We start from the raw sequence: 15579 nt of genomic DNA, 5'->3' as shown, positions 1-15579 counted from the left end.
TCGATACGCGGAGCGTCCGCCTCACGGCTAAAAAACGTACACTCCGCCTAATCGTAAGCGTCCGGTGAAGACCGCACACCGGCCACTCAGGCTGCCTGATCGACTTGCTTGTTTCGGTGGCGCCAATTCCACGGAAGGAGTTCGTCGAGCCTTTGGACGGGATGCTCGGCGATGCGCGCCAGAACGTCGGCGAGCCAGGCTTGCGGATCGACATCGTTCATCTTGGCGGTGACGATCAGGCTGTACATCACCGCGGCACGCTCGCCACCGCGATCAGAGCCGCAGAACAGCCAGGACTTTCGACCCAAAGCGATGCCGCGCACGCCACGCTCCGCCGCATTGTTCGACAGGCAGATGCGGCCGTCGTCGAGGAAGCGTATGAACGCGCTCCAGCGCTTGAGCATGTAGTCCATGGCCTTGGCGATGTCGTTGCGACGCGAGAGCTTGGCGCGTTGCTCGCGCATCCAGGTTTCTAAATTGGCGACCAACGGCGCGCTCAGTTCCTGGCGGACGGCCCGGCGCCGTTCGGGGCTCTGTCCGTTGATGCCTCGCTCGATCTCAAACAAGGCGTCGATCCGGCGGACTGCTTCCATTGCCAGCGGCGAGATCACTGCCGGCTTCTTGCCCTTAGCCTTGCGACGCGCATTCTCAGCCAGATCAGCCATTACGAAGAATGGTCGTCGGGCATGGACCCAGCACGCGGCTTCCAGGATCGGACCTGCGTTGCGGCCCGGGTCGTAAAGCTTGCCATAGCCGCTATAGGCATCGGCCTGGAAGATGCCGCTGTAGCCGGCCAGATGCGCCTGGGGATGCTCGCCCGCGCGATCGCGCGAGTAATAGAACACCGCCCCCGGCGGGGCCGGCCCGCCAAAAGGCTTGTCGTCGCGCACATAGACCCAGATCCGGGCGGTGTCGGTCTTGCCTTTGGCCAGGACCGGGACCGTGGTGTCGTCCCCGTGCAATCGCTCGGCGCTCAGCACATAGGCCTCGAGGCGCTTGAACAAGGGCGCCAGCGCCGCCGTGCAGCCGCCGACCTGGTCGGCCAGGGTCGATAGACTGATCGGCACGCCCTCCCTGGCATAGCGTTCCGCTTGGCGGTTCAGCGGCTGATGCTGGCCAAACTTCTCGAACAGCACCATCGCCAGCAAGCTTGGCCCCGCCCAGCCGCGGGCAATCACATAGAACGGCGCCGGGGCCTGGCTGATCTTCTCGCAATCACGGCAAGTAAACTTCTCGCGGACGTGCTGGATCACCTTCCAGGATTTCGGGACCACCTCCAACGTCTCGGTGATGTCCTCCCCGAGCCTGGACAGCCGCGCGCCGCCACAGCAGGCGCACACCACAGGCCCCGGCACGATCACCCGCTCGCGAGGCAGATGCTCCGGGAACGGCTGGCGCGACGGTCGCTTGCGCGTGAACGACGCCACCTTCATGGTTTTGGTCGCGGCCATTTCGGCTGCGAGCTCGTCCTCCGTCGCCGAACTCTCCAACTCCTCCAGCGTCAGCTCAAGCTGATCCAATAGTCGCGCGGTACGCTCCGAGCGCGGCCCATAGCGGTCGCGATTGAGTTTCTCGATCTGCAGCTTCAGATGGGCGATCAGCGCCTGGTTGTCGGACTGCTGAGCGCGGGCGGCCGCAGCCTCCGCGCGAGCAACGATCAATGCCGCTTTCAGCGTTTCGATGTCGTCTGGCAGCGATTCAAGGCCGTCACCCATGGCCCCGATGGAATCACAAAAGGGGCGATTTGAGGCGTCTTTTCTTCCGTGCTTCAGAACATTTTTGAGCCTATCCCGCGCTCTGTGGCCGCCACGTATGCTGCGGGTTGCGCCAGTCGATCGCCTCCAGCAGATAACTCATCTGCGCCGCAGTCAGCCCCACCACACCGCTCACCGTCACCGGCCAGACAAAACGGCCACGGTCTAACCGCTTGGCGTAGAGCGACAATCCAATTCCATCGTGCCACAAGGCCTTGATCAGCGAACCGCCGCGGCCGCGGAACACGAAGACATCTCCGGCAAACGGATCTCGACCTAGGCTTTCCTGCACCAATAATGACAAACCCTGCATGCCCTTGCGCATGTCGGTGTAGCCGGTCGCAATCCAGATCCGTGCGTTCGAAGAGATCGGGATCATCGACGCTCCAGAACCTGCAACACCCGCGCCAGCGCCGTCGCATCGACGCCGGCGTCGACAATCACCCGACGATCCCTGCCAACGACAATCACCATCTGCCCGCTCGTCGGTGTGGCAGCAACCGCCGGCTCGACCTCAGCGGCAAGGACGACCCGCGCAAAGCCAGATTGTTCGCTTTGAGGGCTAATCGGCTCGGCATTGAGCGCGCGACGCCATGTCATCAGCAACGAACGTGATATGCCATGGCGCCGTGCCGTCGACGATATAGCGCGCGGCGCTTCAAAGCTCTCGGTCACGATCCGCAGCTTCTCGTCATCCGACCAGCGCCGCCGGCGACCAGTCTCGACCACCTCAAGCCGCTCAAGCTGAGTACTGCGCTTATGGCTGTCCATAAGGACTGTTACGCACCAATTGGACTAATCCAACAAGGCGGCCCTCGCCAGAGGGAAACGCCTAATCCGCTCATTTAGCGCGCCCGGCCGGGTTCGTCGCTAACCCGTCACCAACGCCCCACTTCCCAAGTGAATTAACAACTTCTCCAGTGATTGCAGGTTGATTGCTGTCGGTCGCCGACCTTCATTCGAGGAGCAAGCGACAGGCTGGGGTCGTCGAGGAGCCCCCCTCGGCGGCCCCAAGCGGGCCGCGGCTTCTCAAGATTTCCGTGCAAAGCGTGACAACAGCCTTATCAATTTCCCTGCTTGGATCGTGTCCTGCGTACGCGTGCCATCTCGGTAGTTTCCATTACGCGAGCCGGGCGGCGCGCCACCTCGAGCCCCGTGCATCCGACAAACGCGATAGCCGCGTACCGCGGGCGCACGACAGGGCTTACCGGTTCGTTTGGATCTGGCTTTGCAACGAGGAGCATCGTGGGCGCTTTGCATGGGGTTGACGGTCATCTTGATTTGATGCCTCCCCCCGCCTCAACCAGGTCCACTCGCGGCTCAACTAGGGTCGGCACTGGTTTTTCGGAACTAGCGCTAAGTAGCCGAGAGGAAGCGTCATGACGCCGAGCGGCGCTCTCAGTCGTAACGCTGTCCGCGACTATCGCCTGATCTGCGATAACGTTGTTCGTCGTAACATGCTTGACGGTGATCTGCTGCTGGCCTCGACCTCGGTGGTGGTCAAGCCTTTCGGTCAGCATCATCACCGTCCGCGCTGCCTTGTCTGCAAGTTGAAGATACTTCGTCCGAGCCTCGAAAAACTCCGGCGGTTGTGACCAACCCCTCCGGTACATCGAAAGCGATGCCTCGTTAGCCGCCATCATTTGAGCAATCAGTATCCCCTCGATGGGATCATTTGGAGCCATATCCGCCGTGCCTTGGCAGATTGCCGAGGTAGCGACGAGTGCTGCTTCCTTGTCCGATTGGATCGGCAAAGCGTTGGTGACGAGGTTTACCAGCCGCAGATTCCACTTATCGGATTGGCTGCCGCCAAGTCTCTTGAGTTCCCCCTTCGGCTTTGGATCGAGTTCCAGCGTCAGTCCCTTTGGCTTCGTCATCGGCCCTCCTGGGCATTGTTAATCGTTGTTGTTTCAATTGGTCGGCCGCCCTCGGTTACGTCATGTGCGCCCGGATTGCTCATGTGCGCCCTTGTTCCTAAAGGGACGCACATGGTGTTTTCGGGCGCACATGGAGCTCCCGGCAGGCTGAGGACATAGCGGGCGCCCGGTCCGAATCCCTCCCGGCGTGCGATAATCCCGAGGTTTTGTCTGGCGTCGCGGAACGCCTTGTTCTGACGTAGTGGCTTGTCGTTCGCCAGCAACGTTGCCGCTCGAGCCAGCGATTCGACCACGAGAACGTCGACAGGCCCTTGGGCCAAAACCTCACTCAAGAACTCCGCCGCATCGTCCTTTGATGTTTGGCCGCCAGCCGCTCCGCCCCGGCCCTCGGATGCCATCAGGGCCTCGTCAATCGACTGCGAAACATGGTCGCTTTCAAACATGACATTCGATGACAGGATGTCCCCGTCAACCATCCTTTGCTCTAGTCGGAACGCCAGTCCGTCGCACTTGGCCCCGAGATTGTTTTTTGCCTGAAGCAACAACCGCCGACCATCGTCTACCGAATCCTCTATGACCGCGAATGCTGCCCGAGCCGCCGCCACAAATGCGATGGATCCCGCGAAACGGTTCAATGCACTTTGGCCGCCAGCGCCGCCTTTGTTCAGATGCGTGACCGCAACCACCGCAATGCGGAGCCGGTCCGCCATCTCTGCAAGAGGCCCCAAGACTTCGCGCGTTTCAACGTTGCCGTTGCCGTCCACCCCGCCCATGTATGCCGATATCGGATCAACGATAATCAGCCGAACGCAGCCAATCTCTTTCGCCTTAGCCTCAAGTAAATCGACATCTGTTTTCAGGCTGAAGGTTTTGCGCCCGGTGCCGTCCGGCTTTGTAGCCGCCGCGACGATATGGACTCGACTTGTATCGGCGCCAGCCGCCATCAATCTCGGAACGATGGTGTCCCGGATGCCATCTTCTGCACTCATAAAGATAACGTCTCCCGACAGCGTCGACCCCTCGCCGCAGGGCCACGTTCCGCCGTTGGAAACCACCGCCGAAATAAAAGCCGTCAACTGACTCTTGCCAAGACCCGGCGGGCCACCGAGCAAAACCAGCTTGCCCTGAGGAATTCTGCCCGGCCAAACCCAGACCAACCGCTCCGGCTTTAGGTCGCTGGCGCGATGGCTGATAAGTCGCCGCGCGGACTTTACAGGCTGCGACGATATCGGCGGGAGAACCACCGCTGAAATCGGTGCGGGGATTTTCGCGCAATAGTCGCCAATCATTGCTTCGATGGCGCTCGCCTCTTGACCGAAAAACCCATGCGCTGCGGCGATATCGCGGAGCCGGTCTACCACTACATTTTTCGGCAACCACTGTCCTGCCACCGCTTCAGCCAGTGTGGCTACCGCTTGCTGGAATACGGCCAGGCGCGCGTCATTGGGTGCCAGTGCAACGCTTCGCCTGGCATCGCGGATAACTTGCGCTGCCATTTTTCCGTACTGCCGTTCGTCGCTTGGCTCGGAGCTGAAGGTTTCGACCGGTGATGGTTTCTCTTCTCCCTTCCGACCAGTCTGCGGCGGATTCGCTGCCGAAATGACGGCCGCGCGGCGGTCCAACTCGATTGCCGTCAACGGTGGGCGTGATTGATGAAAAGTCATGACGCTCCCCCTTCAACGACAGTGACCGGGGTTTCAAGGCGGCAGCGCCCGTGCTTCCCGGGGAAGTCGCCCTTGTGAGATTCATAGTCCGTTGAGATGGCTAGGCCGGCCCTGCGTAGCTTGAAAACGTAGTGAGACCACCGAGGCGCGGGATGGTCGACAGTTGTCACGCCTCTTGATCCCGCATCGACAAGACGGCGCAGCGTCCAAGCCTCACGCCCGGCGAAAGATTGCTGCGATCCATCCGGCAGGCGAATTTTGATTCTTGGGCTGTTCATTGATCCACCGCCCATCCAAGGCCCGCAAGCGTTGCGATCAAGTCGGCATGACTGGGAGAAACCGAAAACCGGGAGCGGATATATCGCCCGGCCAGAGTGGTCGGCTTGTTGACGACGGCTGCCCTCCAGTCGAACAATGGCAAACCGGAAAGTTGTTGAATTTTGACGGGTGGTTTGGTATTTGTGTTCACGTTAGACTTCCTTATGAGAAGCCCGGCTGCACCCACCTTCGCGGGGACGTGTGCACCGGGCTTTTGTTTCGGGGTTTACGAAATTATTCGGGCTTCGGACGTTGACCGGACCAGCGGACCAATCTTGGCAAGCGCCCAAGCGTCAAGACCGGACGTTGGATAGAGCGGGAAACGTCCCGCGAGCCGAAACGGCGGACCAGTCGAGCTAATGCAAGCAAGCTTTGCTAACGTTCTTGGGGAACATGGAAGGTTGTGAGTTTCGACGACGTATTTTGCCGCATCCTTGCGGCGCAAGTGTCGCTCTGGGGCAGTTTCATTTGGTGGTGTAATCATCGGTGACCTCGCTCATTGCGAAGTCACTAGTCGTCCGTGAACAACGGCTAAGCGGCTGATCTGGAATCATGATCTGGTTTGAAGGTTGATTTGAGATTGCAAGGTTTTGGTGCTTTGGGCACCGGAACCTTGCAAATTCGATTTTGGATTCCCTCGAAGAGCGAAGCATGATTCCCTGTCGTATCGGAGGGACCGATGCGGCCGAAGAAGCACAAGTCGACGGGATCCAACGATCTGTTCCGGGCGCGGTTGGACCAGATCATTAATCTGAAGCACGAGCTGGTTCTGCTTGCCGGCAACATCGATTGGGACTGGATCGACGGCGAGATCGCGCCGCTCTACAGCGAGAACGGCCGGCCGGGGATTGAGACCCGCTTCATGATCGGGCTGTTGTTGCTCAAGCACATCTACGGGCTGTCCGATGAGGGGGTGTGTGAGCGCTGGGTCCACGACCCGTATTTCCAGTTCTTCACCGGCGAAGAGTTCTTCCAGCACGCATTCCCGCACGAGCGCTCGGACCTGAGCCATTGGCGCAAGCGGCTTGGCGACAGACTGGAGCTGTTGTTGGCCGAGAGCCTTCGGGTGGCGCACGAGACCGGCGCGTTACGCGGCAAAGACCTCAAGCGGGTCACGGTCGATACCACGGTGCAGCCGAAGGCCATCACCTTTCCGACCGATGCCAAGCTGCTGCATGCGGCCATCAAGGGGCTCAACCGCCTCGCGACCAGGCACGGGGTGCGGCTGCGGCAAACCTATTGTCGCGTCGCCAAGGCCGCAGCGATGATGGCGGGCCGCTACGCCCATGCCAAACAGTTCAGGCGGCATCAGCGGCAGTTGCGTATCCTGCGCTCCAGGCTGGGCCGGATCATCCGCGACATCCGCCGCAAGATCGAGGGCCAGCCAGCACTGGAGGAGACGTTCGCCCTCCCGCTTGGCCGGGCCACGCAGATCCGCTCGCAGCAGCAGCGCCAGCGCGGCTGGAAGCTTTATTCCTTCCATGCCCCTGAGGTGGAGTGCATCGGCAAAGGCAAGGCCGCGGCGCCTTACGAGTTCGGAGTGAAGGCCTCCATCGTCACCAACAACCGCCGGGCTCCCGGTGGCCTGTTCGTGCTGCACGCCAGGGCACTGCCCGATAACCCCTACGACGGTCACACCTTGCGGGACATCATTGATCGCACCGAAACACTCACCGGCTGTCCGATCGAGCGCGCCTATGTTGACAAGGGATACCGCGGCCACAACGCGCAAAATCCCCGTCGCGTCTTCATCTCCGGCCAGAAGCGCGGCGTCTTTGGTGTCATCAAGCGCGAGTTGCGCCGCCGCTCCGCCATCGAGCCCATCATCGGACACCTGAAGGCCGAAGGTCACCTCGGCCGCTGCTACCTCAAAGGCCGCGCCGGCGATGCCGCAAACGTCATCCTCTCAGCCGTGGGCCACAATTTCCGACGTATCCTCGCCTGGCTGAAGACCCTTTGGTGCCTCATCTTCACAGCCCTAATCGCGGTCGTCAGCCTCCAGCCCGCGCTTAAATCAGCTTCTTAACGGACGACTCACTATGAGGATCAACCACACTTAAAGTCGCCCGATTGATACCGAACGTTTCCGATTTGTACCGAGCGAATTAGGAACCGCTTCCGAGCGAATTAGTTCTGCTGGCTCGGTATCGTTTCGCCAGCCGTTCGGTTTTGCTTTCCAGGCTGCCCGCACCGTGCGCCTTCCCCGCTAGTATTCTAGCGGCCTCTTCCGGCGAGGCTGCCCGGTGCGTTGAAATCAGTTCTTCCATCTTTTTTAAGATGGGGCGATCAAGCTCGGCAAAAGAGCCATCTCCTTTCTTACGCCCCGGCGACTTTTTGGGGGTCACCTCTTTTAAGGTGCTCTCGGGTTGCAGAGCTTCCGCCGCGCTCCCCGGCTGAGGTGCCAAGGCGGCCACGCAGTGCCGCAGGCTTTCCCGAGTGACAAATATCCAGCAATAGCCGTCCCCCGCCACACCGATGCCGAACGGCTTATTAGGATGCATCTGGCAATAACTGAACCGAACAGATAATCGTTCAGAGTTCCAGAACGAGCGATGTACGGCCACCGGATCGCCACCTACAGTGTGCCGAAGCGCGGTGATCAATTTTCCTGACTCGGCAAGCTCAATTATCCTTTCCTTCACTTTTGCAAATCTTAGCAAGGCGGGGAGCTTGAGCTCATGGTCGCGGGCAACAATCGAGTATGCAGCTTTCCATTCTTGGTCGGTAAACCTGAAGGAGGCCGGCGGCCCGGAAAACCCGCCGTGATTTGATGCGCGTCGAATTGGAAGCTTTCGACCAAACTCTGGATGATGCCGGACAAGCAACTGGTTTGCGAAACTCTGTTGACCCACCGAGCCCTCTGACTTTTGCATTGGGAGAAATTGCATCAGCTCAACGTAAGTTTCGTCACCAGTCCACTCTTTGCCAAAAAGAGCTTTACCTATTTCATGCACGGCGCGCGCTAGAAAAACATGGGCCGCATCATCCCGAGCCCAGCGACTCGGATCGCGCCAAAAAGCGATCATTGCACCTCCGCTGGTGCTCCGCATGAGGGCGACGCGGCAGGCTGGTGCGGACCAGCTTTTCGGGAGCTACCCTAGCCGCGCCGGTTCTTTGATCTTTTTGCCTTCGAGATATTGATGATGTTCGCGGGGGTGGCTTTCACTTCCCCCATCGCAACAGCCAACCGGCTTCCAATATGTTCGGATGCTTTTTTTAACGGGTCATTGTCTAGATGTGCATAACGCTGCGTGGTGGCGATTTGCGTGTGGCCCAGCAGCTTGCCAATGATGGGCAGGCCAAGCCCGGCACCGGCTCCCACCGATGCATGAGTGTGGCGCAAATCGTGGATGCGGACGCCCGTCAGGCCCGTGCGCGTGACAACGGCTTTCCAAGGCTTCTTCAGATCGGAGCGCGGGCTATCGATAGACGACCCAGCAATGACAAAGTCGCTTGTCCTGGGTAGGCCGTTGAGGATTGCCAAGGCGGGGGCGTTCAGCACAATGGTTTTCTTTCCGGTTTTGCTGGCCGGCAACAGCAGGAGCCCCCGCTCGAAATCGACGTGTTCCCATTTCAGGTGCAGAATTTCCCGCAGTCGAGCGCCGGTGAAAATCAGCAACCGAAGGGCACCGGCGGCGTGAGGCCCAATCACGGTGCGGCGGTTGCTTTCCTTGGGCGCATGTTTTGCTTTCGGCTTCGTTTCGTCCACCGAATAGGGCAGTCCGATAGTTTCAGCCTCCCTGATGGCCTCCCCAATCTGGGCGAGTTCCAAAGTTGTTAGGTATCGCTCGCGGCCTTCTTCCGGGAAATACTCGATCCCTCGGCAGGGATTGAAGCCGACCGGCACAACGTGGGTCTTGCCCGCGAAGGTAAAAAGGCTGCTGAGAACCCGCAGCAACCGGTTGGCTTGGTAAGGCGTGTGGGCATTTTTGCTGTGGAGCCGCTGGATTTCGGCGGACGTGATTTTGTCGGCCTTGCGCTTCCCGATTTCCGGCAGAGCCAGCCGCTCCAGCAAATCGCGGTACGATCTGGCGGACGATGCCGAACGCTTGGCCTGCACATGCTCGGTCAGAAATTGCTCAGCCACCTCCGCGAGGGTGGACGCGCGCTTGTCAGCGGCCCGCTGGGCTGCCGGATCGGCGCCATGGGCGACCGAGCCAAGGGTTTTCTTGGCTAGCCTGCGGGCTTCGTCGGGCGTGATGGTGCCGGCCTTCGCCAGCGTGAGACGTCTCGTAGGGGCGCTGCGGCCACTGCCGGCGCGATATTTCACGACATAGGACATGGCTCCCGTCGATTGAATACGCACGCCAAATCCCGATAGCGAGCCGTCCCAAATGAAGTATTCGCCTTGGCGAGGTTTGAGACTGTCGACGAGCCGTTTAGTGATCTGAGATGTTGCCACTGACGAGCGCCCCTTTAGGAACCACGGAACCACCGAGTAACCACCGGGTAGGAATCATGGGTAATCTCAAGGAACCACCCTAAAGCGGAGAACTCTTATAGCAACGGCGTTTTGGAGCTTCGGGAAATCCCGAGCAATCTCAAGATATTACGGGCCTCATAATTGGTAATGGAGAGGTCGACAGTTCAATCCTGTCTGGCAGCACCATTTTCCTCCTTACATTTCAACGCTTTTAGCAATTTGCTGCTTCGCTTCATTCGGCAGATTCCAGCAGAACAGATCGCGAAATCACCTTTGGATGCGGGGAAAATCCGGAGAATCTGTTCCTCGATCGTTCACAGGAAATCGAGGCATTCAGGACCGCCTCCGCTGTGATAATCTGCAGCCTCGAATCGTACATGGGATAATAGTTATGATCAGCGAGGAAACTATTTCGAGCGAGGACAAGCGGGAGCCCTACGTGCCGCCGCCGCCGCCCCCGCCAACTGATCAAGATCACCGAAAGAACGAGACGCCGCGACTACCCACGCGCTAGAGGCGGCTCACTGTCGAGACAAGAAAAGAGATCAACCCGCAAAACGGGGCGAGAACGCCGCAGCGCTTGGCGTAGTCAAGCCATTTCGACATGTGCTTGTTAAGGGCCGTATTGGTAGCTTGGCCTTCGCCGAGTCGCTCAAGATAGGATTCATAGACCTTTTTCGTTTCGACATCTGGCCTCATCGCCCATTGCCAAAAATCAGCCGACCGGCCCGGCAAATGGATGTCCGCGCTCCACATGCTGACAAAGCAACAATAGGCGCCCCCGATGAGTGGAACGGCGATGCCGATCGGCACCCATGCAAAGAATTTCGGGATCGGGGCGGCTGTAAGGAAGATGGCGGCCGCCGCAGAAATCGCCGCACTCGCAACCGCTATGTAAAATTGAAGTAGCGCCAACGCGTGCCGGTCCCCTTGATGAATCAGATCGACGATCGCCGCATTGCGCAACCGCGCATCGTTACAAGCAAATTGAACATCGCTCGAATCCAACATCGTGCGCTCCATCTATCGCAGAGCCGAACCTCTCCGGATTCGCGTGGCAAATCAACCGGCGCGCCTGCCAAAATTGATCAGGCCGCAATCGATCGTGCTGCCCGCGCTCTTTGTCCCACCGCCGCAAACGCGACATTGAATCGGCAGCTTTATGCGCCCGTGTCGGCCATCCTCAACCACGTCGCCGCGCGCGGGCTTTGCGATGCGCGCCGGATCGCGCGGCCGGTACTTCCCAAGGGTCGGGTTCGCTGGATTACGCCGGATGAAGCCGATCGGTTGATCGCAGCATGCTCGCCGCATCTTCGCCCGCTGGTAATTTTTTTGCTCTATACTGGCGCGCGCATGTCTGAGGCCCTTTATCTCGATTGGCGTAATGTCAATTTGCAGGGCGCACAGGTTCAGTTTATCGACACCAAGAACGGCGACTCTCGTGGTGTGCCTCTGCACCCGCGAGCGCTTGCAACGCTGGCATCGCTGCCGCATCGCGTTGACGAGGTTTTCCGCCGCCCGGATGGTTTTGCATATAAGCGAATCGAGGCGGCGGGCGGCCAAATCAAGACCGCTTTCAAAGGCGCGTGCCGGCGGGCAGGTATCGATGACTTTTGCCCGCACGATTGCCGGCACACTTGGGCGACGTGGCACTCCACCGCTAATCGCGACATCATTGGATTGATGAAACTCGGCGGCTGGAAGTCGGAGAAGATGGTGTTAAGGTACGCGCATGTGAATGTTGCTCATCTGGCAGCATCAATCGATGTTTTGCCATGGGAGGGGATAAAACATCCTGCAGTTGCAAAATAAAGTGGGATTCGCCATTATCGCCTTAAAAACAAGAGCCGATTGCTGGGGGGCATGGGCTATGGCTGATGAGCCGACCGAAAATACCAATTCGAGCAAATACCGTAGTGTAATTGTCGGCGGCGCCGGAGCCCTAGCAGTGGCAATTGTCGGCTCTGCCTTTTGGGACTTCATCTTCAAGCCCATTTTCTTGTGGCTAGGCGAAAGGGTGGTCGTTGTTACAAATCTGGGTTCCAGCGCCCTGAGCGATTCGATGTATTCCGATATTGCGAAGGGAAGCTACGAACGGGCAGCCGTGTTTATCCTAGCCGGATTGGCCGGAGTTATAGCAGCGCTCGTCTCGGCCAGATTCGTAACGCCCACAAATCTGAGCAAACAACCGAAGGCGGTTCGATGGATAGTTCGTGGGACAATGGTTGGTCTCGTGGGTGTAATACTTCTGCAAGTTAATCGCACTTTCTTCACCGTTCGAGCGGCAAATCACCTAGAGCAAATGCAAAGGATTGTTGGGCCCTATGTCTCAGAGGAAAGGCGGCTGCAGCTAGCGTCATCTGTTGCACTGATCCGAACTAAGGAAGCCTACAATCGTATGCTGGAAGAATTGGAAGCTATCGCAAGCGCACAAAAACTCAGCGTACCCGACAGGCCGTAGGATATAAGGGAAAAATCCGGGGACTTCACGTTTGGGTAGCCGAAATTCTATTAGACATCAGAGCGTTATCGGTCGCTGCCCGCTATCTTGGTAATGGAGAGGTCGACAGTGCCGCGCGGTTCGTGCAAGACGCACCTCAGCATCTCTCTCGGCACCGCTGACCACGCCGCGGACTTGTAACCGCGCCGCGGGCTTGGCCAGCGGCTCTGAGGATTTGTCGGAGAAGGATGCACAGCATCGGCGTCAGGCCATGATGACCACACCTACCCTGCCCACCTTCGATGATGAAAACGATTAGTTCTCATCCAAATAACTGGCGCCCATCCGCGCGGGCAATTATCGCAAGCCGCGCCTGTGCTGGGTGACGATTATAACGCGGATGATGCAGTCGGATATGGTTTCGCCCTGCCGCCGTACCTTCTGCAACCGCTGCCACGTTTCCGCACCGATCTGCATCCGCCACTCGCCGTTTCGTAAGCGACGCACGGGCTCCTCGTACGGGAACTCGGCCGCAATCAACGCGCGGCACTCCTCGGTGATTTCTATTTCCGGCATCGCTCTCGAAACTATCGCGCGCCGGTGTTGGCCGCGTCGGCTGCTATCGCCCGACCCGAAGAAATCAGCCAGTTAAATCGCTGCAATCTTCCGCAACGAATTGACCTGCAGCACGTCAGCAATCAATCAAAGAACCTGCAAACGCGACTGTGCATTCTGTTTTATTTCGCGACCTCTCCCGCCAACGTGGATTGTCGGCAGGCGTTGTTCACGACGCAAGTGCGACCTTGCGGAACGCCCTGATCAGCGCTCCCTCCAGCTTGCCCTCCATGCCGCAGAGGATCTGGTAGGCGTCCTGCCGGGCCATGGGCGGCCGGTATGGCCTGGACTCGACCAGGGCTGCGAAGATGTCCGAGATCGTCAGCAATCTGACCAGATCGGAAATCTGCGAGCCTGACAGCCCATCGGGATAGCCGGAGCCGTCGAGATATTCGTGATGATGCCTCACGCCATCCAGAATTTCCGGACTGATGCCCGAGACGCCCTTCAACAGATCATATCCGATCGCGGGATGACGGCGGATGATCCCCTCTTCCTCGGGGTCGAGGCGTCCCGGCTTGTCCAGGATCGACAGCGGGATGCGCGCCTTGCCGATGTCGTGGAGAGTCGCCGCTATTCCGAGCCGCGAGACATCTCCGCCGGAGAATCCGACATCCAGCCCGAAGGCGACCGCAACACCGGTCACAAGCAGGCAGTGCTGAAACGTGCCCTCGTGATAGCGACGCACCTCGTCGAGCCAGTTCGAAAGCCCGTCCTGCCCGACGCGGGTGATGATCTTCGACGTCGCTTGCTTGGCATCGACAAGCTTCAATGGCCTGCCACGGCGCACATCCGAAAACATCGAGGCAAAGGCCGCAACGCCTGCGTCCATCTCCACTGCCGGGTCTGCAGCGTTATCTTCCTCGGCCGTTTCCGCCTCTTCGATCTGCGCGACCTTGAGAGCGGCTTCCTTGGGGCGTGAAATCACCGCCGTCGCGCCGAGCGCATAGGCCTGCGCAACCATCGAACGGGAGAGATTGTGAACGACGAACAGCTTTTCCGGAATGCCGGAAAGCTCTTGCATAATGAACCTGACTTGATTGACGCGCGCCATCTGCCGCAGGTCGATGTCGACCATCAGCACGCCATGCGACCTGATCCCGGTGCCGTCACCGTCCAGCACCCAGGGCACCACGGCGTGTTGCGGTTCGAGCATCGCGCGAATCGCCGGCAACTTCGTCGGTTCGTCTGTCACAAAGTAGACGAGCATTCGTGGAACTTCCGTACGCCGTGAGTTAGCTGCCCTTTAAAATTGAAGCACTGAAAAGAATAATGAAACCTCTCACCGATAATCGAACGATCGAGCCCCGCCCCCGGCGCCACCCGCATTTCAGGCATTTTAATCAACATCCGACTTGGCTACCTTGCCGTTAAGTTCCGACCTCGTATAACTACGGACCCCAAACGGGTGAGAATGCTGGTCGGGTTCCGCAGGGTCGTCGAATCGAGGGCGTCGTCAGTGAATGATCTCCCGTCGTCTCGAAGCGAACCGGAGACCGACAGATTGATCCTGCGCGCCCTGGTGTCGATCGGCTGTCTGTTCGCCGCTGTTCCAGCGTCCGCCCAGGCCGATCTCGCCGGCGCGACGACCAAACTCTCGCTGCAGGTCGCGACCGCCATCCTGGGCGAAAAATGCCGCCGCATCGAAGCGTCGGAGCCTGCGTCGCTGGCTTCGGTATCACTGCACCGAACCTTCCACGATGATTTCGACGCTCATCCGCTGCTGAACGATCGATGGGCGCCCTATTACGCCGGCGGCGCCGCCTGGCCCGAAGCGCGCTACTGGGGCGGCGAGGGCTCCGACTTCAGGCGCAAGAGCAGCTATAATGGCGAACAGCAGATCTATGTCGATCCGCGTTATGCCGGACGGGAAACAACGCCGCTCGGCCTCGATCCATTCAAGGTCAAGGACGGCATCCTCTCGATCACAGCCAGCCGCACCCCGCCGGCGCTGAAAAGCGTGCTGTTCAATAATGAATATATCTCAGGCATCCTGACGACGCAGAGCCGGTTTTCCCAGAAATACGGCTACTTCGAAATGCGCGCCAAGGTGCCGGTCGGCATCGGCGTGTGGCCGGCATTCTGGATGCTCGCCGATGACGGCGGCTGGCCGCCGGAGGTCGACGTCATGGAGGGTCGCGGGCAACGGCCGGGCGACATCGTGATGACGACGCATTGGAGGATACCCGCCACGCAGCGCGTGGAACGCTGCGGGTTCGACGTCACGGTGACGGACGCGCCGACCACTTTCCACAATTACGGTGTGCTCTGGCAGCCGGACCGCATCACCTATTTCATCGACCGCCAGCCAATGTCGGAGATCAAGGTCCCCGTCGGCTTCCATGATCCCATGTACATGATCGTGAACCTTGCAATGGGCTCAAAGACTTTGGAGGGCGTGGGATTCGTCGACGGCGAATCTCCCAATGTTGTCGTATTCGAGATCGACAGGATATCCGCCTACCAGATCGACGAACGCTGACCGGAG

The 15579-nt window shown here is 59.3% G+C and carries 16 protein-coding genes; 4 read left to right on the top strand and 12 right to left on the bottom strand.

Features of this window, described 5'->3' with window-relative positions; translation table 11 throughout:
• Positions 1-86: 86 nt before the first annotated feature.
• The 7 genes from tnpC to ACPPVP_RS04790 form a co-directional block, all read right to left on the bottom strand.
• Complete coding sequence (gene tnpC / locus ACPPVP_RS04820; protein WP_426527611.1) at positions 87-1715, bottom strand: IS66 family transposase; 1629 nt, start codon at positions 1713-1715, stop codon at positions 87-89.
• A 70-nt stretch (positions 1716-1785) separates the two neighbouring features.
• On the bottom strand, positions 1786-2133 hold the full coding sequence (gene tnpB, locus ACPPVP_RS04815; protein ID WP_426527612.1) for an IS66 family insertion sequence element accessory protein TnpB: 348 nt from the start codon (positions 2131-2133) through the stop codon (positions 1786-1788).
• On the bottom strand, positions 2130-2525 hold the full coding sequence (gene tnpA / locus ACPPVP_RS04810) for an IS66-like element accessory protein TnpA (protein WP_426527613.1): 396 nt from the start codon (positions 2523-2525) through the stop codon (positions 2130-2132). The genes tnpB and tnpA overlap by 4 nt, the downstream gene beginning before the upstream one ends.
• A gap of 500 nt (positions 2526-3025) precedes the next feature.
• Positions 3026-3631 carry a hypothetical protein gene (locus ACPPVP_RS04805; RefSeq protein ID WP_426531781.1) on the bottom strand — a complete coding sequence of 202 codons (606 nt, stop codon included), beginning with the start codon at positions 3629-3631 and terminating at the stop codon, positions 3026-3028.
• The gene (locus ACPPVP_RS04800; RefSeq protein ID WP_426531779.1) at positions 3628-5295 is read right to left on the bottom strand and encodes an AAA family ATPase; all 1668 of its coding nucleotides are present in this window, start codon (positions 5293-5295) and stop codon (positions 3628-3630) included. Before ACPPVP_RS04800 ends, ACPPVP_RS04805 begins: the two co-directional genes overlap by 4 nt.
• A complete protein-coding gene (locus ACPPVP_RS04795) occupies positions 5292-5573 on the bottom strand; it encodes a winged helix domain-containing protein (RefSeq protein ID WP_426531777.1) in 282 nt (93 codons plus the stop codon). Before ACPPVP_RS04795 ends, ACPPVP_RS04800 begins: the two co-directional genes overlap by 4 nt.
• Complete coding sequence (locus ACPPVP_RS04790) at positions 5570-5764, bottom strand: hypothetical protein (protein ID WP_426531775.1); 195 nt, start codon at positions 5762-5764, stop codon at positions 5570-5572. Before ACPPVP_RS04790 ends, ACPPVP_RS04795 begins: the two co-directional genes overlap by 4 nt.
• 528 nt (positions 5765-6292) lie before the next feature.
• On the opposite strand from ACPPVP_RS04790, the gene ACPPVP_RS04785 reads away from it, so the two are divergent.
• On the top strand, positions 6293-7639 hold the full coding sequence (locus ACPPVP_RS04785) for an IS5 family transposase (protein WP_426527868.1): 1347 nt from the start codon (positions 6293-6295) through the stop codon (positions 7637-7639).
• A gap of 79 nt (positions 7640-7718) precedes the next feature.
• Here the strand turns inward: ACPPVP_RS04785 and ACPPVP_RS04780 are convergent, their stop codons facing one another.
• The 3 genes from ACPPVP_RS04780 to ACPPVP_RS04770 all read right to left on the bottom strand — a co-directional run bounded on the left by ACPPVP_RS04780 (position 7719) and on the right by ACPPVP_RS04770 (position 11047).
• Positions 7719-8639: a hypothetical protein gene (locus ACPPVP_RS04780; RefSeq protein ID WP_426531773.1), complete on the bottom strand. Its 921-nt coding sequence runs from the start codon at positions 8637-8639 to the stop codon at positions 7719-7721.
• A gap of 71 nt (positions 8640-8710) precedes the next feature.
• The gene (locus ACPPVP_RS04775) at positions 8711-10015 is read right to left on the bottom strand and encodes a tyrosine-type recombinase/integrase (protein ID WP_426531771.1); all 1305 of its coding nucleotides are present in this window, start codon (positions 10013-10015) and stop codon (positions 8711-8713) included.
• Positions 10016-10546: 531 nt separating this feature from the next.
• Positions 10547-11047: a hypothetical protein gene (locus tag ACPPVP_RS04770; protein WP_426531769.1), complete on the bottom strand. Its 501-nt coding sequence runs from the start codon at positions 11045-11047 to the stop codon at positions 10547-10549.
• Between the two features lie 135 nt (positions 11048-11182).
• Here ACPPVP_RS04770 and ACPPVP_RS04765 point away from each other — a divergent pair, with 135 nt between their 5' ends.
• Together ACPPVP_RS04765 and ACPPVP_RS04760 are read left to right on the top strand one after the other, a co-directional pair.
• Positions 11183-11848 carry a site-specific integrase gene (locus ACPPVP_RS04765; RefSeq protein ID WP_426531767.1) on the top strand — a complete coding sequence of 222 codons (666 nt, stop codon included), beginning with the start codon at positions 11183-11185 and terminating at the stop codon, positions 11846-11848.
• A 58-nt stretch (positions 11849-11906) separates the two neighbouring features.
• The gene (locus tag ACPPVP_RS04760) at positions 11907-12497 is read left to right on the top strand and encodes a hypothetical protein (RefSeq protein ID WP_426531765.1); all 591 of its coding nucleotides are present in this window, start codon (positions 11907-11909) and stop codon (positions 12495-12497) included.
• A 336-nt stretch (positions 12498-12833) separates the two neighbouring features.
• Here the strand turns inward: ACPPVP_RS04760 and ACPPVP_RS04755 are convergent, their stop codons facing one another.
• Together ACPPVP_RS04755 and ACPPVP_RS04750 are read right to left on the bottom strand one after the other, a co-directional pair.
• The gene (locus ACPPVP_RS04755; RefSeq protein ID WP_426531763.1) at positions 12834-13052 is read right to left on the bottom strand and encodes a hypothetical protein; all 219 of its coding nucleotides are present in this window, start codon (positions 13050-13052) and stop codon (positions 12834-12836) included.
• 208 nt (positions 13053-13260) lie between these two features.
• The gene (locus tag ACPPVP_RS04750; RefSeq protein ID WP_426531761.1) at positions 13261-14301 is read right to left on the bottom strand and encodes an HD-GYP domain-containing protein; all 1041 of its coding nucleotides are present in this window, start codon (positions 14299-14301) and stop codon (positions 13261-13263) included.
• Between the two features lie 294 nt (positions 14302-14595).
• On the opposite strand from ACPPVP_RS04750, the gene ACPPVP_RS04745 reads away from it, so the two are divergent.
• The gene (locus tag ACPPVP_RS04745; RefSeq protein WP_426531759.1) at positions 14596-15573 is read left to right on the top strand and encodes a glycoside hydrolase family 16 protein; all 978 of its coding nucleotides are present in this window, start codon (positions 14596-14598) and stop codon (positions 15571-15573) included.
• Positions 15574-15579: the final 6 nt, after the last annotated feature.

Source organism: Bradyrhizobium sp. McL0615 (assembly GCF_049993905.1).
Lineage (GTDB): Bacteria > Pseudomonadota > Alphaproteobacteria > Rhizobiales > Xanthobacteraceae > Bradyrhizobium.
The sequence above is the reverse complement of the archived record's forward strand: the minus strand, read 5'-3'. Positions and strand labels throughout refer to the sequence as shown.